The sequence below is a fragment of the Bacillus sp. FJAT-27001 genome, from assembly GCF_019039175.1.
Taxonomy (GTDB): domain Bacteria; phylum Bacillota; class Bacilli; order Bacillales; family Bacillaceae; genus Bacillus; species Bacillus velezensis.
This window is the reverse complement of sequence record NZ_JAHOAA010000003.1, coordinates 493092-516168: the sequence shown is the minus strand read 5'-3', so window position 1 is coordinate 516168 and position 23077 is coordinate 493092. Positions and strand designations below refer to the sequence as shown.

General features: G+C 44.9%; 20 protein-coding genes. 4 read left to right on the top strand and 16 right to left on the bottom strand.

Annotated elements, in window-relative coordinates; all coding sequences use genetic code 11:
- Positions 1-86: 86 nt before the first annotated feature.
- From BGM27_RS12780 to BGM27_RS12770, 3 genes are all read left to right on the top strand, one after another.
- On the top strand, positions 87-2588 hold the full coding sequence (locus BGM27_RS12780; RefSeq protein WP_007407453.1) for a PEP/pyruvate-binding domain-containing protein: 2502 nt from the start codon (positions 87-89) through the stop codon (positions 2586-2588).
- Between the two features lie 71 nt (positions 2589-2659).
- The gene (locus BGM27_RS12775; RefSeq protein WP_015240677.1) at positions 2660-3283 is read left to right on the top strand and encodes a TetR/AcrR family transcriptional regulator; all 624 of its coding nucleotides are present in this window, start codon (positions 2660-2662) and stop codon (positions 3281-3283) included.
- Positions 3256-4593 (top strand): MFS transporter, encoded by a 1338-nt coding sequence (locus tag BGM27_RS12770; protein ID WP_007407455.1) that lies wholly within the window; start codon positions 3256-3258, stop codon positions 4591-4593. The genes BGM27_RS12775 and BGM27_RS12770 overlap by 28 nt, the downstream gene beginning before the upstream one ends.
- A 685-nt stretch (positions 4594-5278) precedes the next feature.
- Here BGM27_RS12770 and BGM27_RS12765 read toward each other — a convergent pair.
- The 5 genes from BGM27_RS12765 to ctpB all read right to left on the bottom strand — a co-directional run bounded on the left by BGM27_RS12765 (position 5279) and on the right by ctpB (position 10699).
- The gene (locus BGM27_RS12765; protein WP_007407457.1) at positions 5279-5950 is read right to left on the bottom strand and encodes a thioesterase II family protein; all 672 of its coding nucleotides are present in this window, start codon (positions 5948-5950) and stop codon (positions 5279-5281) included.
- A 50-nt stretch (positions 5951-6000) separates the two neighbouring features.
- The gene (locus tag BGM27_RS12760; RefSeq protein ID WP_007407458.1) at positions 6001-7071 is read right to left on the bottom strand and encodes a DUF3810 domain-containing protein; all 1071 of its coding nucleotides are present in this window, start codon (positions 7069-7071) and stop codon (positions 6001-6003) included.
- Between the two features lie 278 nt (positions 7072-7349).
- Entirely contained in the window at positions 7350-8540 is a 1191-nt protein-coding gene (gene minJ, locus BGM27_RS12755; RefSeq protein WP_007407459.1) for a cell division topological determinant MinJ, read from the bottom strand.
- A gap of 74 nt (positions 8541-8614) precedes the next feature.
- Positions 8615-8968 (bottom strand): swarming motility protein SwrAA, encoded by a 354-nt coding sequence (swrA, locus tag BGM27_RS12750; RefSeq protein ID WP_014305920.1) that lies wholly within the window; start codon positions 8966-8968, stop codon positions 8615-8617.
- A 372-nt stretch (positions 8969-9340) separates the two neighbouring features.
- A complete protein-coding gene (gene ctpB / locus BGM27_RS12745) occupies positions 9341-10699 on the bottom strand; it encodes a carboxy-terminal processing protease CtpB (protein WP_417852351.1) in 1359 nt (452 codons plus the stop codon).
- 209 nt (positions 10700-10908) lie between these two features.
- On the opposite strand from ctpB, the gene BGM27_RS12740 reads away from it, so the two are divergent.
- On the top strand, positions 10909-12315 hold the full coding sequence (locus BGM27_RS12740) for a right-handed parallel beta-helix repeat-containing protein (protein ID WP_007407463.1): 1407 nt from the start codon (positions 10909-10911) through the stop codon (positions 12313-12315).
- A gap of 46 nt (positions 12316-12361) precedes the next feature.
- Here BGM27_RS12740 and ftsX read toward each other — a convergent pair whose 3' ends face one another.
- From ftsX to BGM27_RS12685, 11 genes are all read right to left on the bottom strand, one after another.
- Complete coding sequence (gene ftsX, locus BGM27_RS12735) at positions 12362-13252, bottom strand: permease-like cell division protein FtsX (RefSeq protein WP_007407464.1); 891 nt, start codon at positions 13250-13252, stop codon at positions 12362-12364.
- Entirely contained in the window at positions 13245-13931 is a 687-nt protein-coding gene (gene ftsE, locus BGM27_RS12730; protein WP_007407465.1) for a cell division ATP-binding protein FtsE, read from the bottom strand. The genes ftsX and ftsE overlap by 8 nt, the downstream gene beginning before the upstream one ends.
- A gap of 218 nt (positions 13932-14149) precedes the next feature.
- Complete coding sequence (cccB, locus tag BGM27_RS12725) at positions 14150-14491, bottom strand: cytochrome c551 (protein ID WP_007407466.1); 342 nt, start codon at positions 14489-14491, stop codon at positions 14150-14152.
- 35 nt (positions 14492-14526) lie between these two features.
- Entirely contained in the window at positions 14527-15375 is an 849-nt protein-coding gene (locus tag BGM27_RS12720; RefSeq protein ID WP_012118565.1) for a YitT family protein, read from the bottom strand.
- A 169-nt stretch (positions 15376-15544) separates the two neighbouring features.
- Positions 15545-16646, bottom strand: a protein-coding gene (gene prfB / locus BGM27_RS12715) for a peptide chain release factor 2 (RefSeq protein WP_096034905.1) whose coding sequence is annotated in 2 segments (ribosomal slippage) — positions 15545-16573 and positions 16575-16646 — 1101 coding nt in all. Because the reading frame shifts where the segments join, the coding sequence is not laid out codon by codon here.
- A gap of 74 nt (positions 16647-16720) precedes the next feature.
- The gene (gene secA, locus BGM27_RS12710) at positions 16721-19246 is read right to left on the bottom strand and encodes a preprotein translocase subunit SecA (protein ID WP_007407469.1); all 2526 of its coding nucleotides are present in this window, start codon (positions 19244-19246) and stop codon (positions 16721-16723) included.
- Between the two features lie 166 nt (positions 19247-19412).
- Positions 19413-19979: a ribosome hibernation-promoting factor, HPF/YfiA family gene (hpf, locus tag BGM27_RS12705; protein ID WP_007407470.1), complete on the bottom strand. Its 567-nt coding sequence runs from the start codon at positions 19977-19979 to the stop codon at positions 19413-19415.
- Positions 19980-20173: 194 nt separating this feature from the next.
- On the bottom strand, positions 20174-20551 hold the full coding sequence (locus BGM27_RS12700; protein WP_003151412.1) for a DUF8042 domain-containing protein: 378 nt from the start codon (positions 20549-20551) through the stop codon (positions 20174-20176).
- A 9-nt stretch (positions 20552-20560) separates the two neighbouring features.
- Complete coding sequence (gene fliT, locus BGM27_RS12695; protein ID WP_007407472.1) at positions 20561-20905, bottom strand: flagella biosynthesis regulatory protein FliT; 345 nt, start codon at positions 20903-20905, stop codon at positions 20561-20563.
- Positions 20905-21306, bottom strand: coding sequence for a flagellar export chaperone FliS (gene fliS, locus BGM27_RS12690; RefSeq protein ID WP_003151407.1), 402 nt, complete (start codon positions 21304-21306; stop codon positions 20905-20907). The genes fliT and fliS overlap by 1 nt, the downstream gene beginning before the upstream one ends.
- Positions 21307-21325: 19 nt before the next feature.
- Complete coding sequence (locus BGM27_RS12685) at positions 21326-22846, bottom strand: flagellar hook-associated protein 2 (protein ID WP_007407473.1); 1521 nt, start codon at positions 22844-22846, stop codon at positions 21326-21328.
- Positions 22847-23077 lie beyond the last annotated feature (231 nt).

Here is a 23077-nt window from a genome sequence, read left to right as displayed (position 1 = left end):
TGACAGTTTCTTCCTCCCTCTTTACAATGTAATGATAGTGTTTACTATCATTTTCTTGGATGAAGAAAAAAAGGGGGTCATACCGCATGTATTCAGTGCGATTTCAAAAAGCGGAAGAATCGAGCCGCTCTGCAGGAGCAAAAGGAATGAACCTGATTAAACTGACGAAAAACGGGCTGCCCGTTCCCGGCGGTTTCATCATTCAGACGAATGCCCTGACACGTTTTATGGAAGACAACGGGCTTCAAGCAGATCAGGAACAGATGGAGCGCGCCATTATGAACGGCACGTTTTCAAAAGAGCTTCGGGAGGAACTGACCGCGTCGTTTTATGAATTGAGAGAATCATACGCCTCTGTCGCCGTACGTTCCTCCTCCGCGTCCGAAGATCTTGAAGGGGCTTCTTTCGCGGGCCAGTACGAAACCTATTTAAATATCAAAACAGAAGAAGAGTTTCTCGGAAAAGTGAAAGAATGCTGGGCTTCCTTCTTCTCGGCGCGGGTCAGCGGTTATAAAGAGAAAATGAACAATGACACCGCAGAACCGTTAATGGGCGTTGTCGTGCAAGGGCTTATCAATTCCGAGGTTTCAGGAGTCATTTTCAGCCGAAACCCCGTCACACACGATGACGGAGAGCTGATGATCAGCGCGAGCTACGGTCTCGGAGAAGCAATCGTCTCCGGCAGCGTGACGCCCGACACATTTATCGTCAATAAAGACACATTTCAGATTGAAAAAGAAATCGGCTTAAAAGAAATGTATATCGTTTCTAAAGACGAAGGCGTGACGGAAAAAGAGACGACCGCTGACATGAGAAACCGCTTCTGCCTTGATGACGAGAGCATCAAAGAGCTTGCCATGCTGACGATAAAGACGGAAGAACTGTACGGTTATCCCGTGGATCTCGAATTCGGATTTGCCGAAAATAAGCTGTATCTGCTTCAGGCCAGGCCGATTACAACGATCGTGCAGGATCAGAAAGCGGCAGACGAAGAACGGGAATTTATTATGACGCCCCAGGATCAGAAAGATTTTTGGCTCAATATGGAGGCCAATATAGAAGGCCCCGTCAGCCCGTTATTCGCCTCACTCATTGTGCCGGCTTTGGAATACGGCCTCAAAGAGAGCACGAAGGCATTCCCTGTAATGGGCATCGAAATCGAGCGTGTCAAACTTCATCAGGGACGTGTTTTTTCCAGACAGCATAAGACGGACGACAAGCTGCCCGCAGAACAGTTAGAAGCGCTTTTCCCCGTCTTGGCTGACCGCATGTACAATATTATTCAGGAAACCTTTCTGCCTTTTTATCAAAAGCTGGACGAACTGGCGCATACAGACCATACGCCGGAGACTGCCCTTGATGCGTTCCGAAACCTGCAAGACTTCTATTTAAAAGGATACGCAGAACATTTCAATATTGTCTTTCCGCAGGTTGCGTTAAACATGATACTGGAATCCATGTACGGACAGGTTGAGAAAGAAAACACCTCCCTTCTGTACGAAATGCTGGCTGGCGTCATGAATAAGTCATTGGAGACCGACAGACAGCTGTGGCTGCTTTCCGGACAAGTAAAAGACAGCCCTGAGCTGCGGCGCGTCTTTACGGTTTCTCATGCCGATGAGCTGCATCAGACACTTCTGCAATCAAATGAGGGAAAACGCTTTCTCGAACAAGTCGGTGAATTTTTACAGGAATACGGCTGGAGATCCGTGAAAAGTCATGATCTGATTGAAGAAACTTGGGCGGAAAACCCTTATTTCGCTTTAGCCAACATTCAGAACTATGTCCGGAACGGATACGATTTTGACAGTGAGTTTCATAAAACGATAGAAAAACGAAAACAGCTCTACGCCGACTTTATGGATAGAATTGAAGATGACGGCTTCCGGGAGACGTTTGACCGCTATTATCAGTGGACATTGTCTTCATCCGTTATCAAAGATGATCACCATTTTTATATTGATGCGATGCTGGACGCCAAAGCGCGCCTTTGCCTTCTGAAAATCGGCGAGCTGCTTCAAAAACAAGGCGTAATCGATGATCGGGAGGATATGTGGTACTTATACAGCGATGAAGTCGAGAAAGCGCTGGTGTCGCCGGTTCCGATGCAGGAAAAAGCCGCTGAACGAAAACAGCTCTTCCAGCAATATCAATTGCTTGAAGCCCCCGCTTATCTCGGAACTCCGACTTCGGAACAGCTGAAAACGGCTGAACAGATTACCGGCTCCATCACAGAAGATGAAAAAAACACTGAACATCAAATTTACGGACTTGCGGCGTCAAGCGGAATCGCAAGCGGCCCGGTGAAAGTCATTCGTGACGCAAGTGAATTTTCCCGTTTTTCAACAGGAGACGTGCTTGTCTGCAAAATGACGACACCGCTGTGGACCAGTCTGTTCCAGGATGCAAAGGCCGTCATTACGGACACGGGCGGCATCCTGTCACATGCGGCGATCATCGCGAGGGAATACGGGCTCCCGGCCGTTCTCGGCACACGTGCCGCGACTGACAGGCTCAACGACGGAGATATCGTCACGGTGGACGGGACAAACGGCAAGATTACGATTGTCAAACGCGCTTCATGCTAGGTTTCCCTCTTTATTGACGGGCAGGGCGGGTGTATACTTGTCCTGCCAGTATTTACGCGAGGTGAAACATGTTGAGAACGACGAACAAGAGAATTATTGACGCCGCGATGAATCTGATCATCCAAAAAGGATACCGCGCAGCGACAACAAAAGAAATCGCAGAAAAAGCAAAAGTAAGCGAAGCAACGATTTTCCGTAATTTTAAAAACAAACAAGGATTAATGAAAGCCATGATTGAACAGCAGACGCCGGTTCCGGAAAGCATGATCACCAAGGCGGAAGGCGATTTGTATGAGGATCTTCTTCATTTCGCCGCGACCCTTCTTCAGCAATTGGAACAAAAAAAAGAAGTGTTCCGCATCTGCCTGCGCGAACCGGAACTATTCGAAGACGTCCTGCAGGATATTGTCGTATATCCGCAATCCGTGAAAAAGCATTTAATCGTTTACTTTAAGGAGCTGACAAAGAAAAATATGATAAGCCCCGGCAGTGAAGAAGCTAATGCAGACGTCTTTATGACGATGATTTTCGGTTATTTTATACACCGGCTGCAGCTGGGGAAAAGAGTCATCACTCTCTCTGAGGAAACGATGCTGAAACACAGCACTGAGATTTTCATGAAAGGCATTACCGGCCGGTCATTTTCCGGCTCCAAGGAGGATGAAGGATGGGTTCAAAGAAAGAATGGGCGCTGATCGTTTCGCTTTTGCTGGGAGCCATACTCGTTCCCATCAATTCTACGATGATCGCAGTCGCCCTTTCATCCATTTCCCGCTCATTCAGCGAATCAATTGCCAGCATCACATGGGTAGTGACCGTGTATTTAATCGTGATGGCCGTGACACAGCCCATTGCCGGCAAACTCGGTGATATGTACGGAAACAAAAAAATGTATTTATGGGGCGTCGGCCTTTTTCTCATCGCATCATTGGGGTGCGCCCTCTCGCCAAGTCTTTTCTTATTGATTTTCTTCCGGGCGCTTCAGGCTGCCGGCGGCGCTTTGCTTACGCCAAACAGCATCGCCATCATCCGCCATGTCGTGTCTGAAAAACGGCTTCCGAAAGTATTCGGCTTTTTCGGCCTCGGTGCCGGGCTGGGTGCGGCTCTCGGTCCGTTTATCGGCTCTCTTTTAATTGAGAGCTTCAGCTGGCATTCGATCTTTTGGGTCAACATTCCGTTTCTTGCAATCGCACTTGTGACGGCATTAGTGATGTTTCCTAAATATAAAGAAGAAACGTCTGACGCTCCGCTTGATATCATCGGGTCCGTTTTGCTTGCCGGAAGCATAGTATCTATTATTCTTCTGACGAAAAATGAAAGCTCTTTGGGCTATTGGGTGTACGCACTGCTCATTCTCGTATTTGTTCCGCTATTTTTCAGGCGGGAGCTGCGCACGAAACATCCGATTATTGATTTTGACCTGTTTAAAAACACGACCTTTACGAGCGCCAATCTGTCGGTTCTGTTAAGCAATTTAATGATGTACGCCGTGTTATTGATTATGCCGCTCTTTATGACCGGCCACTTCAGCATGAATACATCGCACAGCGGCATGGCGCTGTCAGTCTTTTCTGTTTTCATGTCCGCCAGCAACTGGGGCGGAGCTCAGCTGCATCAGAAATGGGGCGCGCGAAGAATGATTTTTCTGTCCTTCGGGCTGATGGCCGTAGCCAATCTCTTATTTCTGCTTTTGGTTTATTCCCATTCCGTTCCGTTTCTTATGGCATCGCTTATTGTCGGAGGCATCGCGTCAGGTGCGGGGCTGACGAGCATGCAGGTATCTTCTCTTGCGACGGTAGAACCGGGCATGTCCGGCATCGCATCCGGGATTTTCTCCACCTTCCGTTATTTCGGAAGCATTATTTCTTCAGCGCTGATCGGTTTAATCTCCGGGTTTCATATTCTGTTTATCATATTGATCGGAGTTTCTGTGATCGGCTTGTTCGTATCGCTTGGTATCAAGTCCGGGGAAACCGTTCAGACGAAAAAAAGCCATTCGGCATAACGAAAAAGGTTCCGTAAGCATCTGCTTTCCGGAACCTTTTCTAGTTTTCCTTCTTCATTTTCTCTCTCAAAGTGTCACCGCAATGCCGTTTGCTCTATGAGAATCTTTTGATTTACAAGAGAAAAGGTGAATGTAAATGGCTGAGAGTTCCGATCAAGTTCGCCGCTGACATCGTAATCCGGCCGTAAAAAAAGCCCGGCCGCTGTGTTGTTAGCGGCACCAGGCTTTTTATATGTGATTTTTCATAATTAATAAAACTGAAAGCTTATTATTTCCAATGTTTTTTCTTAATTTTTTTCATAATTCTCCTTACTAAAACCTACCTAAAACAATTATTGAATATTACTTTTATAATTAAGCAAAATTAAGTAACAATCATTGAAGGATTCTCAGACTGATAAAATTTATTTTAAATATAATATTTCAAAACACATTGATCCTCCTTCTAAAGTTGAGTCGCGTCACTTTAGTAGAATCATACCGTGGCTTCCCTTGTCAAAAGGCACAGTTCTTTTTTACACCACTACTTGAGACTTTAACGTTTCTCTCATTTGAATTAATTCAAAATAGAATTAATGGGGGAGATTACCCCCGTATTTCCAGGCGATCCAGGTGGGTGGCCTGGTAAATATTTGAGTCTCTGTATCTTTAACAATAGTATTTACAATATCATTAGGATACCGATTCAAAAAAAATGTTCTCCTTTAAACTTATGAAATTTCACGTTTCCTTCAACAACTTCACTCCATTTATGCATTTCATTGATATGAGTCGAAAAATCGCTATCCGCATAAAAAACGCTTACTCCACAACTTATTTTTTCTGCTTTGGGCTGAAACTTATAATTGTCCAAAATTATAAAATCTGCTCGCAAAATCGGAAGAAACATATCCATAATCTCTTTTGTATAAAACTCCTCTGGTATTCCCCCATATTGTTCCACCTTTGTCAAGAAAGTTTCATTAGTCATATTTTCAATGTCTTCTCTCTTTTCAAAAATATGTGGAGCATCTCGCCCAGAAAAAAACAGATGCCTTGGTTCCTTAGTTCCCATTTGCTTAAGTTTATAATATATCTCATAAGTCAATAAGGCTCCCATGCTGTGTCCAAATATAACATATTCATCGTCATATTCTAATTGTTCACTTATTCTTTTGGCGATATCTTCACTTGCTTCACCAACAGACTGGTAACAAGGCTCTGTGAATCGAGTTCCTCTTCCAGCCAATTCACATATACACAATTCATATCTATCCGGCAGTAGTTTTTTCCATTCATAATATGCATTTACCGACGCTCCAGCATATGGAATAGGAAATACTTTTATTTTATTTATTTCACTCACTCCTATGTTCAACTTGAGCCCACTATCATTACTATATAAACCTATAAGTATTCAAGATACATTTAATTGTACTTCTCTATCTCTCGCTGCTCTGCCAGCAACAAATTCACCATATCACTATAGCTATTCAAACCGTCTGTCTGATTATTTGCCTTCAGATATACATCATTTACATTTCTTGAAATACTTGAAATAACACCCTCATACTTATCCCGGTACTGCTCATTTTGTTCTATATCATGCTGCACCGCCTTGGACAGACTGGACATTATATCAGACGCCTGATCTGGATCCACTTTCTTTAGCTCAGATATAGAATAATCAAATGCCAGAAATAAACCACTGTATAGTATCATTGGATCATCCTGCTGCTTACATGCCAGATAAGCTATAAAATTAGCCTCATCCTCATGCATGAAACCACTCTGATGTGCCAATTCATGTGCCATAGTAGCAGGCACCAAGAAAACGGGCACATTAACATTGATATTGGATTCATAAGTAAAAGGGACAAAGATACCATTTATCCCTGCATGCGACATTAGCTTTGACATCACAACTGGTTTTGGTGTTGAGTATAAAGAATGCTCCAAAACAGGATATTCCTTTGATAACATTTGCATCGAGAACACTGCGTGTTGTGCATAATAATCAAAAACCTCTGGTACTTGAGCCAAAAGATCAGTGTCCGCTAACTTTTCCCTTGCCAATTCCATTTCAACGGCAAGCGACTTACTCAATTTGACCAGTTCCTCCTTGCTGTAGTTCTCTTCTTTATATTCGGTATAAGACAAAAAAGAATATCTGTAATAGTTTATTCCACCCAAAATAGTATAACAAAAATATATCACGCTACAGATCGTAACTATTCCTAGAGCACCACGATAAACTACCATCCTACGTACACCTTTACTCATGATAACCTTGCGCACATAATAAACGATATAAAATAGAAAAAGTAACACAACCAACACGACGAGCCATTCACTAACAGAAAACTTGACCCAAGAAGGTACAAATCCTACTATTTTTGACAATAACGGATATACAGACCTACTGTATTTTTCCGCCCAATCCTGATGGTTCTGCGCGTATATTGTCAGTATGTAAGCTATAACTCCAAGTGAAATCAACGGTAATCTCTTAAGTAAAAGCTTTTTTATAATGTACTCCCCCTATCCAACATAACCATTATAATCAGTTATTCTTAATATATATCCTGCTAAAGATTCATCTTCTAAAGGTTTTGGAGTTAGCAATAACCTTTCCAATAAGCCATACCTCTCCTTCATTTATTTTTTTATTATTTCAAAATAAAACAGCTAAGAAAATATAATTTTCTTAGCTGTTTTATTTTGAAATCTAGTTTAGGAGTTCTTGAAACTATTCCGAATAATTATGAAAAATCACATTATAATGCTGTCATTTCTTCGTGCTCGTGTTCATCCTGCACGAATAAAATACCTAATTCATGATGTTCGCCTTCATAGGACGCGCGCTGATCAAACCGGATCTCACCGTTCAGGCCGATGATCTCCATTTTTACAAATGCGCGGTTTTTTTGAAGTGCTTCATAAAAATCCGATACATGCTTCACGGGGATGCCGTTTACTTTCGTAATAATCTCACCGATCTTCAGCTCAAGATCGTCCGCGGGTGTATTCGGAATGATGCCGAGCACCATTAAGCCCTGATCCCGCTTAGAGAAATAAAACGGAGCCGCGTTATCGTTCAGCCGCTGTCTTAATGATAAAAACAGGCGTCCGAGCACCGCAATACAAGCGGCAGCTCCGGCAAGCGGAGTCCACCAAAGGGCCGCTGCCCCGAATGCGGTCACGATAACCCCGAGAATCATGACACGTTTCGCCGTTATCCTTATGCTGACTTCCGGAAGTGAACCCTGCACACGCTGTCCGAAGCCGGCGATATAAGGAATCCAGATCAAATGGAAAGAGCCGCCCGGCACGGTAAAGACAGGCCACCAAGAAAGGTGTGACTCAAGCCCGCTGCCCGGCACCAATAAGAAAAGCGGAAGCAGCCATGCGCGATTCGCCAATTGTCGGCCGATGGGCAGGCCTCTGCTGCTGACGACAAGCGCCGGAGATGTTTTCAGATGCGCTGAACGGCAGGCAGCCGCTCCCTCCGTGATAATCAAAAGGCCCATAAACACGGCCGCCGATGCCCAATTCACGCCGAATGCCTGCGGAAACCGATCCGCAAACGGCACTGTGTGGGTATACTGAAGGAGAAACGCAATGAACATGCCGGCGCTGACAATATAAGCTGATGACAGCCAATTCATACGGAACGTCAGCGAAGCCAAAGCCGTCACGGCCGCGATTATGCCGAGAAGACCGAATGGAATCGAAATTCCCAGTCCAAAAAATAATATGGAGAGAAGTATACCCGGTATAAGTCCTTTTATGTATGTAAAGATAAGCTCGTCATACATATCCGCGATTTTTGTATGAAACGTATGGCGTTCACGTTTGATCCGCAAATATCCGCATGCGAGACTTATGATGATAAAAAACCAGAACATCGGGTGCAAAAAAAACAGACCGATACTTTTCAGAAGTTCAATTCCCCATTGAACAGACACTGCTTTCACCGCCTCAAGCCAAACATTTTAATTCTATTCTACCAAATAATCATTGGCTTGAATATCTCAAACGTCTATCTCTCTTCCGTCATCCAGAGCGTTACATTTGAGAGAGAGAAATCTTTCAGATAGTGGTCAACCTCCACCTCGATCACGCCGCTGATCAGAAGCATGGACCGCTTAATATCCGTCAGATTAATTCCTAAACGTTTATGGTTTTTCATTAAGTAAGTGAAATAATGCTTCGCACACTCTTCATTGATTTCGTGAACGCATTCAACATTTGTGTAATTGACCAGGTATCTGCTGAACAGCATAAGAAGACTTAGTGCTTTTGTTGATGAAAATGTAACGTCTTTTGTTCTGTCTTTTAGTTGTTCCACTAATTCATAATATTTTTTTTCACGCACAATACTTGCCCTCTTCAATTGTGAACCCCCATTTTTTTATCCAGATAAGCACGGGTGATTACAGCTGCCGTGCTGAAGCGCCGCAAACACTTCTGCTTTCGATACTGAAATGCAGCTGCCAAACTAAAACTGTTCTCTATTAGAACCTTCTTTTATTGTAAGAACTAAAACTGACTGAGGCAACTTTCAAAAGTTTCATTTTGAATACATATTAACTCGGCATAAAGTCTCTCTTCTCTATAAATATCGGGTAATGTTTGTCCTTTATAAATGTTTAAATGTGAAAATTTTTTTAATATCTTGTCAAAACCGACATAATTATATGTCTTTTAGTTCATTTTTAGAGTGTGACAAAAGAAACAGGAGACGTAAAAAACGCCTCCTTTTCATTTATTTTACAAATAATGATTTTAACGCCATTTGCAGCTGTAAATCATTTTTTTCGTCAGATTTCTGTTCATTCAACAGCTGATTCATTTTTTCCGCTGTCTTTTTATCAATGACCGCTGTTTTATCAAGTTTGTACCGGTCTTGAAACGCCAGAACGGCTTTTTTCATTGTTTTGCTGAAATAGCCGTCTGCTCTGCCCGGGTCGAAGCCTAGGCCTTTCAGCAGGATTTGGGCGTGCTTGACATCCGCGCTGTTCATATCAGGCTGAAGCGGCTGTTTCAGCTGAAGCGGTCCCGCCGCAAAATAATCCGGCTGGCTCACAGCGATTGTCGGAGCAATGCCTTTTTTGTGAATCCAATTGCCTTTCGGTGTCAGCCATTTATAAAGCGTCAATTTAATGTTGCTCCCGTCTCCCATAGGCACGGCCTGCTGAACCGTTCCTTTACCGAAAGAAGTGTCACCGACAACGTCATAATGTCCCGCTTCTTTTAACGCACCCGCAAGAATTTCTGAAGCGGAGGCGCTTCCTTTATCCGTGATGACATTGACGGGATACGGCTTCTTATGTTTTAAGGTTGAGAAATATTGCTTTTTATCGCCGTTACGCTCCGCAATTTGGATATACGGCATGTCTTTTGTGATGAAATGCTTTAAAATTTGTTCAACGCTTTGAAGGTAGCCGCCGGGATTCCCTCTTACATCAAGGACGAGACCGTCAATCCCTTGTTTTTCAAGCTTTTTCAGCGCCGCGGCGAAGTCCTGGGCGGTATGCTCGGAAAATGTCGATATTCCGATGTAGCCGACATGATGACCGCCTGATTCTTTGCGGGAAGCAAATACGGTTTCAAGCGGGATTTCCGCTCTTTTAATCCGGAATGACAGCTGTTTATCAGTACCCGGACGCTGTATTTTAATAGAAACCTTCGATCCTTTTTTTCCTCTGATTTTCAGCACGGCTTCGTTTAAACCTTTCCCGTTCATTGACTCGCCGTTTATGCTGATAATTTCATCATTCGGCTTGAGTCCCGCTTTTTCCGCCGGAGATTGCTTAAACGGTGATACGATAATGATTTTATTGTCCTCCATACCGACTTCAGCGCCGATCCCTTCGAAAGAAGAATCAAGAGAATCGGAAAACTGCTTAGCGGTCTGCTTGTCCATATAAACGGAATAAGGGTCGTTTAATGTAGACAGCATCCCCTGAATCGCTCCTTCAAGAAGCTTTTCTTTATCTACATTTTCCACGTATTCGTTCGAGATCAGCTCATATGCTTTTTCGATTTTTTCCATTGCCCGGCTTCTTTCTGCGTCTGATGAATTCGGCTGTGCCGCCCCGGCAATATGAGCTCCGCCGCACATGATGCTGACGGCCGCTATCACTGCGATCATTTTCTGCTTCATCGTTTACCTCCTCTTAGTCCTTTTACGAAAATCTGGAGATAGTATGTGTAAATTGCAAAGAATTCATGTAACGGCAACAAAAAAATGAAAACGCGAGATTGTTACATATATATGGGTAACGTATAATATTTTGTATGCAATTCATTAAATATACAGGAGAATGCGATATGAAAATAAAATTATCGATTTTATCCGCGGCGGTTCTGGCCGCAGGCATTACCGCCTTTGTCTGGCCAAAAACAGAGGCCAATGAAAAAACGCAGACGGACGCCTTGTATGTTTCTCCCGCAGGCAGCGACCAAAATGAAGGAACGAAAGAAAAGCCGTTCCGCACATTAAAACATGCGGCTGAAAAGGCAGAGGCCGGGACAACCGTATTGATTCGGGAAGGGACGTACGATGAAACGTTTGAAGTAAAGCACAGCGGCACGGCCGAAAAGCCGATTACATTTCGGAACTATCAGAATGAGCATGTCTCAATCAGCGGCAAATCTGCGCCAAAAAGCGATTCTGAAACTCCGTTAATTCAAATCCGCAATAAACAGTACATTACCATTCACGGCGTTACGCTTGAGAATCTCTCCGTATCATCAGAAGATGCGACGGCCATGGGAATCTATGTCACCGGATCAAGCAGTCATATCAACATTGACGGCAACCATATCCGAAACATTAAAACCACGGCTGATGAGGGAAATGCACACGGCATCGCGTTTTACGGCACAGGCGCCATGAAGGATGTCAGCATCACAAATAATACGGTTGAAAAACTGACGCTCGGCGCAAGCGAAGCGGTCGTGCTGAACGGGAATGTTGACGGATTTAAGATTGCCGGCAATACCATTCGGGACAATAACAATATCGGGATTGACGTGATCGGATACGAAGGAACGTCCAAGCAAAACGACTATGCGCGAAACGGCGTCATTGAAAACAATACGGTGAGCCATAACTCTTCTTACGGAAATCCCGCTTACGGAGATGAATATTCAGCAGGCGGTATTTACGTTGACGGCGCAGAACATGTGGACATTAAGAATAACACCGTTTACAACAATGACCTCGGCATTGAAGCCACTTCCGAACATAGAGGGAAATACGCACGAGATATCCGGATTACGGATAACAAGGTGTACGGCAATGCTTACACCGGTATTTCAATCGGAGGCTATGACACAAAACGCGGCGGCACCATCAATTCGGTGATCGCTCACAACATTATGTACCGAAATGACACGAAGGACCTTGACGGCGGCCAGCTGCTGCTGCAGTACGGCACAAAAGGGAACACGATCGAAAAAAACATCATGACGGCAAGCGGTTCAAGGATTTTTATCGCAAATGATTATACGAAAAACGAAGGCAATACCGTTAATCATAACGTCTATCACAAAGAAGCCGGAAAAGACGGCATTTGGAATTGGAAGAACAGAGAATATGATTCATTCACAGCGTACCAAAAAGGAACGGCAAACGATTCGGATTCCATTTATGCGGACCCGATGTACCGTGACGAATCGTCTTATGACTTTACATTAAAGCCCGGATCACCGGCCCTGCCCGTCATTCAGTAACGAAACCATTAAAAAAAGCCAGTCTATATCAGACTGGCTTTTGTATTTATACACGAAGGAATTTCCGGATGGAAGTCAGACTTCCCCATACTCCGATAACCGCGCCGATCAGAATGAGCACAAGTGATACTTGGAACACAAACGGACTGTACGGCAGAAGTGAAACAAATGATCCCTGAACTTTCGGGGCCACCCAAGCGACCATCGACTGGTACGTACTCAGCACGAGAGCGATCGGTATGATAGAACCGAATACCCCAAGCAGCAGCCCTTCCAGGAAGAACGGCCAGCGGATAAACCAGTTTGTCGCGCCGACAAGCTTCATGATTTCAATCTCTTTTCTTCTGGCGAAAATCGTGATTTTAATCGTATTTGAAATTAAGAACATCGCCGTGAACAGAAGGCCGATGATTAACGCAATCCCGATGTTGCGTGACACCCCGACGATCTTAAACAGACGGCTGACTTCTTCTTTCCCGTATGTCACTTTATACACATGATCCAGCTTTTCAATTTTTTTCGCGACTTTCGGCGTATCATGCGGATCTGTCGTTTTGACGATAAACGCGTTGTTCAGCGGGTTTTCCTGATCTTGCATTTTCATGGCCTTTCCGCTGTCGCCGAAGCTTTTGACCAATTGATCAAGCTCTTTATCTTTAGATGAAAACTCTACGCTTTGGATTCCCGAGATGTCTTTAATCTCATTCTGCAGCGTATCCTGCGTTTTCTTATTGGACGTCAGATCGATTAATACTTTAATTTCCACTTCTTTTTCAGCATTTTTAGCCATGTTGTTTAAATTCAGCATAATGACTAAAAACACGCCGACCAAAATCAATGTAACGGTAACGGCACTGATGGATGCAAATGTCATCCATGTGTTTCTTCCGAGAGATTTAAAACTCTCACGCAAATGGCGCCCGAGAATTTTAATCATAAGAACCATACTCCCCTCTTGACTCATCACGCACAATAATTCCGTCTTCGATCGCGATGACCCGTTTCTTCATGGTGTTTACTATTTCTTTATTGTGTGTCGCCATCACGACGGTCGTTCCGCGGTTATTAATCTCTTCCAGCGTCTTCATGACTTCCCATGATGTTACCGGATCAAGGTTGCCCGTCGGTTCGTCAGCTATCACGACGTCAGGATTGTTGACGATGGATCTTGCGATGGAAACACGCTGCTGTTCTCCTCCGGAAAGCTGGTCGGGAAACTGCCGCGCTTTATGCTTCAGCTGCACAAGATCGAGCACTTCGAGCACGCGTTTTTTAATAACGGACTGCTGCTCTCCGATCACCTCAAGCGCGAACGCGACGTTTTCAAATACCGTCAGTTTCGGAAGAAGTTTAAAATCTTGGAAAACAACACCTATTTTACGCCGCACGAAAGGAATCTCTTTTTCTTTTACAGACGCGAGATCTTTATGATTAATCAATATTTGTCCTTTTGTCGGCTTTTCTTCTCTGTAAATCATTTTAATAAAAGTAGATTTACCGGCTCCGCTCGGTCCCACGACATATACAAATTCTCCGGGATGAATCATGACTGACAGCCCGTTAATCGCTTTTACACCGTTCGGATAGGATTTATATACTTCTTTCATCTCTATCATGAAATCACCTAATCTTTTAATTATGTCTTGCAGCCATAGAGTTCGTAAAAATACTGCGGTTTATGGCCGGTTTACCAGGAAACAGATGAAAAATCTGAAAGTTCCTTTTCCTCAGTACACTTCATTATACGTCAAATTTAGACATATTACTATTACAGTTTCTTTTCATTCCCAGACCGTGAAAAAACCTTGCCCCTATAACAGGCAAGGTTTTTCTGTTATTTTTTCTGTGACAGCCATTTTGCGATCTCAGCGGCTTCCTTATCATTTACAAGATGGCTCGGCATATTGCCGCGTCCGTTTTTAATGATGCTTTCAATTTTAGCTTCATCATACTTCCCGCCGACTTCCTGTAAATTCGGACCTCCGCCGCCTTCTAAGTCTTTTCCGTGGCAGCCGATACAGCTTTGCTGATAAAGCTCTTCTCCTGCTGACGCAGAAGCTTTTGATCCGCCTGAGCTGTCAGAGCTTTCTTTTTTCGATTCATTGGATCCGCCGCATGCCGCCAGCAGGACGGACATGGTCAGAACCATCGCCAGCAGCGCCCATTTTGATTTCATATGTAAGATGCACCCCTTCGCTATTATAACCCCGTTTACGCGCGTTTGAAACCCTCGCCGAGCACCTCGCTTGCGTCTGCGACAATGACAAAGGCTGACTCATCAATTTGTTTGACGATTTGTTTCAGTTTTGTGAATTCGGTCTGGCCGACGACACACATTAAGATCGGCCGGTCATGTTCCGTATACCCGCCGACTGCGGAAATCTTCGTCACACCCCTGTCGATTTCTTTAAACACAGCCGATCTGACGGCTTCTTCATGCTGCGTAATAATTAAAGCCATTTTGGAGCGGTTGAACCCGACCTGCACGACATCAATCGTTTTGCTTGAAATAAATACCCCGAGCATCGCATACAGTCCCTGCTCCACTCCGAAAACGAGCATCGCGCTCAGCACAATTAATCCGTCCATGATGGCGAGGCACGTTCCCAGCGACAGCCCCGTGTATTTGTGAATGATCTGGCCCGCCAGAGCCGTTCCCCCCGTGGAGCCTTTGCCGAGATACACGATGCCGATTCCCGTTCCGATCCCGACGCCTCCGAAAATCGCCGCCAGCAGTTCATGGGTCGTCGCGGCAGGCAGATCTCTTGTTAAATAGACGGCGAGCGGCAGAACGATGGAACCGACCAGTGTCTTCATTCCGAACTTCCCGCCGAGAATGATCACTCCGGCGATAAACAAAGGGATGTTAATAATCCACTGCACGTAAGCCGGTTCAAAACCAAACGTTTCTAAAATGGTGCTGATCCCGCTTACTCCCCCCGCTGCTATACGGTTCGGCAGCAAAAATACGTTAAACACGATCCCCGTAATCGCCGCGCCGATCATGATGTATATATAATCTTTGATCAGACGGAGCGGCTTATTGTGATTCACATCCATGCAAAATCCTCCGTTCTCCGATTTTCTCTCGATAGCATTTTAAGTCTTCCCGGCTTAGAAGTAAATAACAGCCAAATACCGTATTAATTTGCTAAAGCGCTGTTGTGAAAAATGGAAAAAGAGAACGGATAAAAAAACACACCTTGCCAAAGGCAGGTGTGTTCCCGGATTACGACAGTTTAGAACGTAAATAGGCGTCAATGAAGATATCGATATCTCCGTCCATAACCGCCTGCACGTTCCCCATTTCCGTATTGGTGCGGTGATCTTTCACCATGGAGTACGGATGGAAGACGTACGAGCGGATTTGGCTGCCCCAGCCGATTTCTTTCTGTTCGCCGCGGATTTCGTCAAGCTCCGCCTGCTGTTCTTCAATTCTGCGCTGATACAGCTTCGCTTTGAGCATTTTCATCGCCCGGTCGCGGTTTTTGATTTGTGAACGTTCCGTCTGGCACGTGACGACTACATTTGTCGGGAGGTGGGTGATCCGAACGGCTGAATCAGTCGTATTGACGTGCTGTCCGCCGGCACCGCTCGCCCGGTACGTATCAACTTTAATATCTTCGGTACGAATATCAATGTCGATTTCTTCATTGAATTCAGGCATGACTTCACAAGACACGAATGACGTGTGGCGGCGGCCTGATGAATCAAATGGAGAAATCCGCACGAGGCGGTGTACGCCTTTTTCCGCTTTTAAATAGCCGTATGCATTGTGGCCTTTAATGAGCAGTGTGACAGACTTAATTCCTGCTTCATCTCCCGGGAGATAATCAAGCGTTTCAACTTTGAAACCGCGTCTTTCCGCCCAGCGGGTATACATTCTGAGCAGCATGGAACCCCAGTCCTGGGATTCCGTACCGCCGGCCCCCGGATGAAGTTCTAAAATCGCGTTGTTTTTGTCATATGGTTCACTGAGCAGCAGCTGAAGCTCAAATTCATTCAATTCCTTCGTTAATGACTTCAGCTCTTTTTCAAGCTCTTGCTGAAGGTCCTGGTCAGGTTCTTCTTTTAAAAGATCATGTGTCATTTGCAGCTCTTCGTGAGACTCGCTCAGCTGATGATAGGAGTTCACGTATTCCTTCAGACCGTTCGCTTCGTTGATGACGGTTTGGGCCTTCTGCTGGTCATTCCAGAATTCCGGTTCCGCCATCTTTTCATCTAATTCTGCAATGCGGGCTTCCTTTGATTCGAGGTCAAAGAGACCCCCTGAAGTCCGCTAAACGAGAAGCCATATTTTCGAGCTCTGCCCTGATTTCTGATAATTCCATTCCATTCACCTCATTAAAAGATCCGGGGCGCCATAAGACGCAGACCCGGTCATGTTCGCTTCATACAGTCGAGACTATTCTGTCCGGCCGCAGCAATTTTTATATTTTTTTCCGCTGCCGCAATGGCAAGGCGCGTTGCGTCCGATATCCACAACTTTGCGCACCGGCGCTTTTTTCGCTTGTTTGGCCTCATCGCCGTCCTGCGGCTGATGAGCCGTCGTTTGGCCCTGAACAACTTCTTCGCGTTCCAGATTGCTTTCAATCTCGGCCTTCATGACGAATTTCGCAACTTCGTCCTCAATGGACTCAATCATGTGCTCAAACATTGCGAAACCTTCCATTTGATATTCACGCAGCGGATTTGTCTGCGCATAAGCGCGGAGGTGAATCCCTTGACGCAGCTGATCCATCGCATCAATATGATCCATCCATTTTGAATCAACGGCACGCAATACGATGACTTTTTCAAATTCACGCATCTGCTCTGTGCCGAAATTCTCTTCTTTTTCATTATATTTTGTCATGATGCGGTCCATGATCATCTCATGCATTTCATCCGGTTCTTTTCCGAAGATATCGCTCTTTTCAAGTGCGCCTTCATCAAGATACGTTGAATTCACCAGCTCCACGAGGCCGTCAAGATTCCATTCTTCCGGAAGCTCCTCTTTCGGCGTATAAGCCGCAATCGCACGCTCCAGAGAAGACTTGATCATGCCTTCCACAATGTCACGCAGGTTTTCAGAGTCAATGACTTCAAAACGCTGCTTGTAAATGACTTCGCGCTGCTGACGGAGCACGTCGTCATATTGAAGAAGCTGTTTACGTGAATCAAAGTTGTTTCCTTCGACACGTTTTTGAGATGATTCCACAGCGCGTGACACCATTTTGCTCTGAATCGGCGTGGAGTCATCCATACCGAACCGGTCAAGCATCGCCATCGTCCGTTCAGCTCCGAAACGGCGCATCAATTCATCTTCCATTGAAAGATAAAATTGTGTGATGCCCGGGTCTCCCTGACGTCCTGAACGTCCGCGGAGCTGATTGTCAATTCGGCGGGATTCGTGGCGTTCCGTACCGACGACTGCAAGGCCGCCAAGCTCTTTTACGCCTTCGCCAAGTTTAATGTCGGTTCCGCGTCCCGCCATGTTGGTCGCAATCGTGACAGCGCCTTTTTGTCCCGCTTCTTCAATAATCTGAGCTTCACGCTCATGGTTTTTGGCATTCAGCACCTGATGCGGAATCCCTTTGTTTTTCAGAAGTTTAGAAATCAATTCAGACGTTTCAACGGCAACCGTACCGACAAGAACCGGCTGTCCGGTCATGTAGCGCTGGGCGACATCCTCCGCCACCGCCTTGAATTTCCCTTCCATTGAGCGGTAGATCAAGTCCGGACGGTCGTCACGGATGACCGGCTGGTTGGTCGGGATGGATACAACCTGCATGTTATAAATATTGCGGAATTCTTCCTCTTCCGTTTTTGCGGTACCGGTCATACCCGCAAGCTTTTCGTACATACGGAAATAGTTTTGGAACGTAATCGTCGCCAATGTCATGCTTTCATTTTGAATCTCCAGGCCTTCTTTCGCCTCAATTGCCTGGTGAAGACCTTCGCTGTAGCGGCGTCCTTTCATCAGACGGCCGGTGAAGGAATCAACGATGACGACCTGGCCGTCCTCAACAACATAATCCACGTCTTTCTGCATCGCCGCATGGGCTTTTAAAGCCTGGTTGATATGGTGGTTCAAGGCCACGTTTTTGACATCAAACAGGTTGTCGATGCCGAACGTTTTTTCAGCCTTCGTCATTCCTTCTTCCGTCAGCTGAACGCCCTTCGTTTTGACGTCATACGTATAATCCTGATCTTTCTTGAGTGTGCGGACAAACGCATTTGCCTGCACGTACAGTTTTGTGGACTTCTGAGCTTGTCCGGAAATAATCAATGGCGTTCTCGCTTCATCGACTAAAATTGAATCGACTTCATCAATAACGGCAAAATGAAGCGGGCGCTGCACCATTTGTTCTTTATAGAGCACCATGTTGTCACGCAAATAATCAAAGCCGAGTTCATTGTTCGTTGAATACGTGATATCGGCTGCGTAAGCTTCGCGTTTTTCGTCTTTTGACATCGAATTCAGGTTCAGGCCGACTGTAAGCCCGAGAAACGCAAAAATCTCTCCCATTTGCTGGGCATCACGGCTCGCCAGATATTCGTTGACCGTTACGACGTGAACGCCTTTTCCCGTCAACGCATTTAAATACACGGGAAGCGTGGACGTCAGCGTTTTCCCTTCCCCTGTTTTCATTTCGGAAATGTTCCCCTCATGAAGGGCGATGCCCCCCATCAGCTGCACTTTAAACGGGAACATGCCGGTTACGCGGCGGGAAGCTTCACGAACGACGGCAAACGCTTCGACAAGAAGGTCATCCGTCGTTTCCCCTTTTTCAAGCCGCTCTTTAAATTCTGCCGTTTTATGTTTAAGCGCCTCGTCAGAGAGATTTTCATAATCTCCTCTTACGGCATCAATGTCATTTGCTATTTTTTCGTATTTGTTCAGCGCACGTTTGGTCGGATCAAACATTTTATTTAAAATCCCAAGCATCTATAACGCTCCTCTATGTTCACATGCAGATTTTGCATGGAATAAATGATAATTTTCTGTCCATGTATACCTCTCATTATCATAACATACCTTTTGCTATTTCCAAAGAATTTGCAGGTAAAGATAGAGAAAAACCTTCCGCGCGTTCACGGAAGGCTGGATGGGTTTATTCAGTCGGTTCAATTAATCCGTATTTGCCGTCATTTCTGCGGTAAACGACGTTTGTGAGATTCGTCTCCGCGTTGGTGAATACGAAGAAATTATGTCCGAGCATATTCATTTGGAGAATCGCTTCTTCATTATCCATCGGTTTTAAATTAAAACGCTTTTGACGGACAATTTCCGGGCTGTCATCTTCAATTTCGTCCTGAACCGCTACGCCCGTATCAGCAGCGCTGCCGTTCTCGAAATAATGTTTCGGAAGACCCTGGTCGCGGAATTTTCGGTTGACTTTTGTTTTGTGCTTTCGGATTTGACGTTCCAGCTTGTTTGTTGCGAGATCAATTGCATTGTACATATCCTCGTTATGCACTTCGGAACGAAGCGCCAGATCAGTCATCGGAATGGTGACTTCAACTTTAGATTCCTTATCATTATAGAATTTTAAGTTGACGTTCACATCGGCATTGACGCTCTGCTCGAAATATCGCTCCAGCTTGCCGATTTTTCTCTCCACATGATCCTTTAACGCAGGTGTAACCTCAATGTTTTCTCCTCTGATATTGTAGTTCATCAAAGAACGCCTCCCTTTATCTAAGGATATGTAACTATTTCTCTTTTACCCCTTCTGATCCCTGCTGAAACGTTAAAATAATGTGTAAATTCGGTGAACGATGACGAATGGTGTCGGTTTTATCCGGCAGCTTCCGCCAGGATTATAAGTATATGCGGAGGACGCAGGCAAAAGACCTGCCGCTTGCAGCAGGTCTAGTGAAGAACATACGGTTTGATGCAGTCGTGCGTCTGCTCCATCCATAGCTTATAATGCGGCAGAAAGATGGTTTTTAAAAACTCCTGAAAAGGGGCGGACGGGAAATCATAATCATTTAACATGCTGAAATCCTGAAAGATCTCGTCAAATGAGCGGATCGCCGTCTCCACGCATCGGCACTCAATGATAGACAGCAGAAGCGCATGAGAGGAATCGAGATGAAAAAAAGCCTGAATCAAATCGTTGTAAATCCGCTCGCCCTCCGTCTTAAAAAAATCATCCTGCGTGTCCAACAGGTAGCAAAGCCCCTCATCAATCGTAAAAAGAAGCTGGTAATAGGCTGACACCAAATGGTAATCGTTCAAACTTCTCAAAACACTCACCTATTTGCGTTTGTCGTAATAACGGCCGTCACTTGTCGTTTGATGATACGGATTGAAATACGTATTATGGTAGATTCGTTTTTTCTTAAGCGTTTTTATTTCATTTCGGATACCATCCTGAATCCGTTTCACTTCGCCGGTAATCAGACGGTCCATCGCGGCCACCTGCTGAAGCAGCGTTTTTTCTTCTTCGGAAAAAGGCGGCTTTATGCCCGCAAGCATCTCCTCCCTTTTCTCCGTAAATGCCGTAACGCTGCTGATAAGACCGTCGCTTTCCGGGGCGTCCTTCAGTGCGGCGTACATGTTCTTCGTTTCGTTATACAAAGAAAAGACATTGCTGTTCATCAGGCAAGGCCGCCCGCGCCATGGCTGTTTTTCCGTTCACTCTGCATGGCCTGCTTCCACGTGTCGCGAAATTCAGTAACGAGTTTTTCCGCTTCATCTAAAAATTCTCCGTTATTCTGCACGTTCGCGTCGATCAGCCGGCGGCGGATGTAATCATAAATGGATGACATCTGTTCAGAAATCTCAATCTCCCGGTTTAACGTGATGCTGAGCTCTTGAATGATGTTTTGCGCCTTTACGATATTTTCATTTTTGGCTTCAAGGTTGTTTTGCTTCATCGCCTGCCTGGCCAGCTTAATGAATCGCAGGCAGCCGTTATAAAGCATAAGGGTCAGCTCTTCCGGAGCGGCTGTAAAGACGGATGTCTGCTGATAAGCAGCAAAAGGATTATTTATTGCCATTTTTATAAAACCTCCAAGGTTATGATGTTGAAGATCCTAACATTGACGTGAGATATGAAGATTGGCTGTTCAATTTCTCCAATGCCGTATCCAGTGCGCTGAACTTTTTATAATATCTCGTCTCGATGTCATCCAGCTTCGTTTTCATATTGGAAATATTTGTTTCTATTTCATCCAGGCTTTTTCCGATGGCAAAGCTGGTTGATACCGAGCTTTCCGTACCCGCCTGTTTTGAAATTTGAATCTGCATTTTGTTTAATGTGTCTTTTAATCTCCGGGCAATCCCCTGTTCCTCCGGGTTTTTGGTTTTCGCTGTATCAGGGCTGTCTGCATTAAACAGTTTAGCCACGAGAGCAGGATTCTCGGTAATTTTCTGTTTCAGTTTCGCTTCGTCTTTAATGACAAGCTTTCCTTGATCCGTATAACTATCAGACGTCTCAATTCCGAAATCTGCAAGCTGATATTTTTTCCCGTCAATCGTAACCGTTGAGTACAGATCAAGCCGCATCTCCGCCAAACCGTTCTGCAGCGTGCTGTCGCTCCGTAATAAACCGCTTTTGGCCTTTGCTTCCCACTGCTCAATCTGCTTATCGGTCATCGCTTCTCTTTGTTCATCGGTTAGCGGCTTATAATCACGGTATTTTGATTCCGACGCCTTCTCGTTTACACTTTTAATTAACGTATTGTATTTATCAACGAAATCTTTAATGTTGTCAAAAATGCCGTCCGTATCAGTCGTGCTGTTAATCGTAACCGTTTTATTGCTGTCCGTCACGCTGTTCAGCGTGTATTTGATGCCGTTGATCGTAAAGTTATTGGACGTTTTTGTCATTTCAAGCCCGTTGAACGTAAACTTCGCGTTTTTCCCTTCGGCATTGGCCGTCAGTTCATTTGTTGCATCATCAACGGCAAAACCGAGCTGATCTTTCAGAAAGCTTTTGGTTGCGTCATCACCTGCTGAAAGGGTAAATCCTTCCCCCGTTTTATTGGAAGTGAACGCAATCGTATCCACATAATCCGTGCCGTTGGAAATTTTCTCTTTTAAAGCCGTCACCCCAAGGCCTGAGCTGTTCAGTTTAGAAATGACATCGTCAATCGTATCGGTTGCGGCGATCGTGACGTTTACCTCAGTCGGCTTCGTTTCACCCGGATTTGTGACATTGAATTTCAATGTTTGGCTCTGACCTGAAGTGAAATTGATGGCCCCTGATGATTTATAAGTCGTCGGTGTGGCCAGCTGCTGTACAGACATGCTCGTTGAAATATTCTGTTCAGCACTGACAGCCACCGCGCTGACACTGGAATCCGAACTTGTTACTGTTTTTTTATTCCAGTTTGTGGACATCAGCATATTATTAAATGTAGTAGAATACATGTCGGCAATCTGGGTATTCACTTCCCGATAAGCATCGCGCTTCCATTCAAGCGTCTGCTTTTGCTGGTTTAATTTATTAAGCGGCTGCTTTTCGGCATCCATCAGTTTTTTTACCAGAGAATCTACATCAAGACCGGAATTAAGGCCTGTGATTCTTGTGACCATATGTACCCTCTCCTTTTCGGCGTTTAGTCGTAGACGGCTCTATGACAACAGTGAGTTTCCGACTGTTTATCATATCACAGCTCCATAAATGTATGATCTTATTCTTATATCGGTCATATTAAAAGGTTTTCAATAATTTAACTGCAAAATATAATGTTTCATTTTGTCAATAGGGTTCTTTGGCATGATGAAGGGGAAAATAGCTGAAGAAATAAAAAAAGACCCTGGAGA

Coding starts and splice junctions, on each gene's coding strand:
- BGM27_RS12780 (WP_007407453.1), top strand. CDS start 87: ATGTATTCAGTGCGATTTCAAAAAGCGGAAGAATCGAGCCGCTCTGCA.
- BGM27_RS12770 (WP_007407455.1), top strand. CDS start 3,256: ATGGGTTCAAAGAAAGAATGGGCGCTGATCGTTTCGCTTTTGCTGGGA.
- ctpB (WP_417852351.1), bottom strand. CDS start 10,699: ATGTGCGGCGGAGCTCATATTGCCGGGGCGGCACAGCCGAATTCATCA.
- BGM27_RS12740 (WP_007407463.1), top strand. CDS start 10,909: ATGAAAATAAAATTATCGATTTTATCCGCGGCGGTTCTGGCCGCAGGC.
- ftsX (WP_007407464.1), bottom strand. CDS start 13,252: ATGATTAAAATTCTCGGGCGCCATTTGCGTGAGAGTTTTAAATCTCTC.
- ftsE (WP_007407465.1), bottom strand. CDS start 13,931: ATGATAGAGATGAAAGAAGTATATAAATCCTATCCGAACGGTGTAAAA.
- cccB (WP_007407466.1), bottom strand. CDS start 14,491: ATGAAATCAAAATGGGCGCTGCTGGCGATGGTTCTGACCATGTCCGTC.
- BGM27_RS12720 (WP_012118565.1), bottom strand. CDS start 15,375: ATGGATGTGAATCACAATAAGCCGCTCCGTCTGATCAAAGATTATATA.
- secA (WP_007407469.1), bottom strand. CDS start 19,246: ATGCTTGGGATTTTAAATAAAATGTTTGATCCGACCAAACGTGCGCTG.
- hpf (WP_007407470.1), bottom strand. CDS start 19,979: ATGAACTACAATATCAGAGGAGAAAACATTGAGGTTACACCTGCGTTA.
- fliT (WP_007407472.1), bottom strand. CDS start 20,905: ATGAACAGCAATGTCTTTTCTTTGTATAACGAAACGAAGAACATGTAC.
- fliS (WP_003151407.1), bottom strand. CDS start 21,306: ATGGCAATAAATAATCCTTTTGCTGCTTATCAGCAGACATCCGTCTTT.
- BGM27_RS12685 (WP_007407473.1), bottom strand. CDS start 22,846: ATGGTCACAAGAATCACAGGCCTTAATTCCGGTCTTGATGTAGATTCT.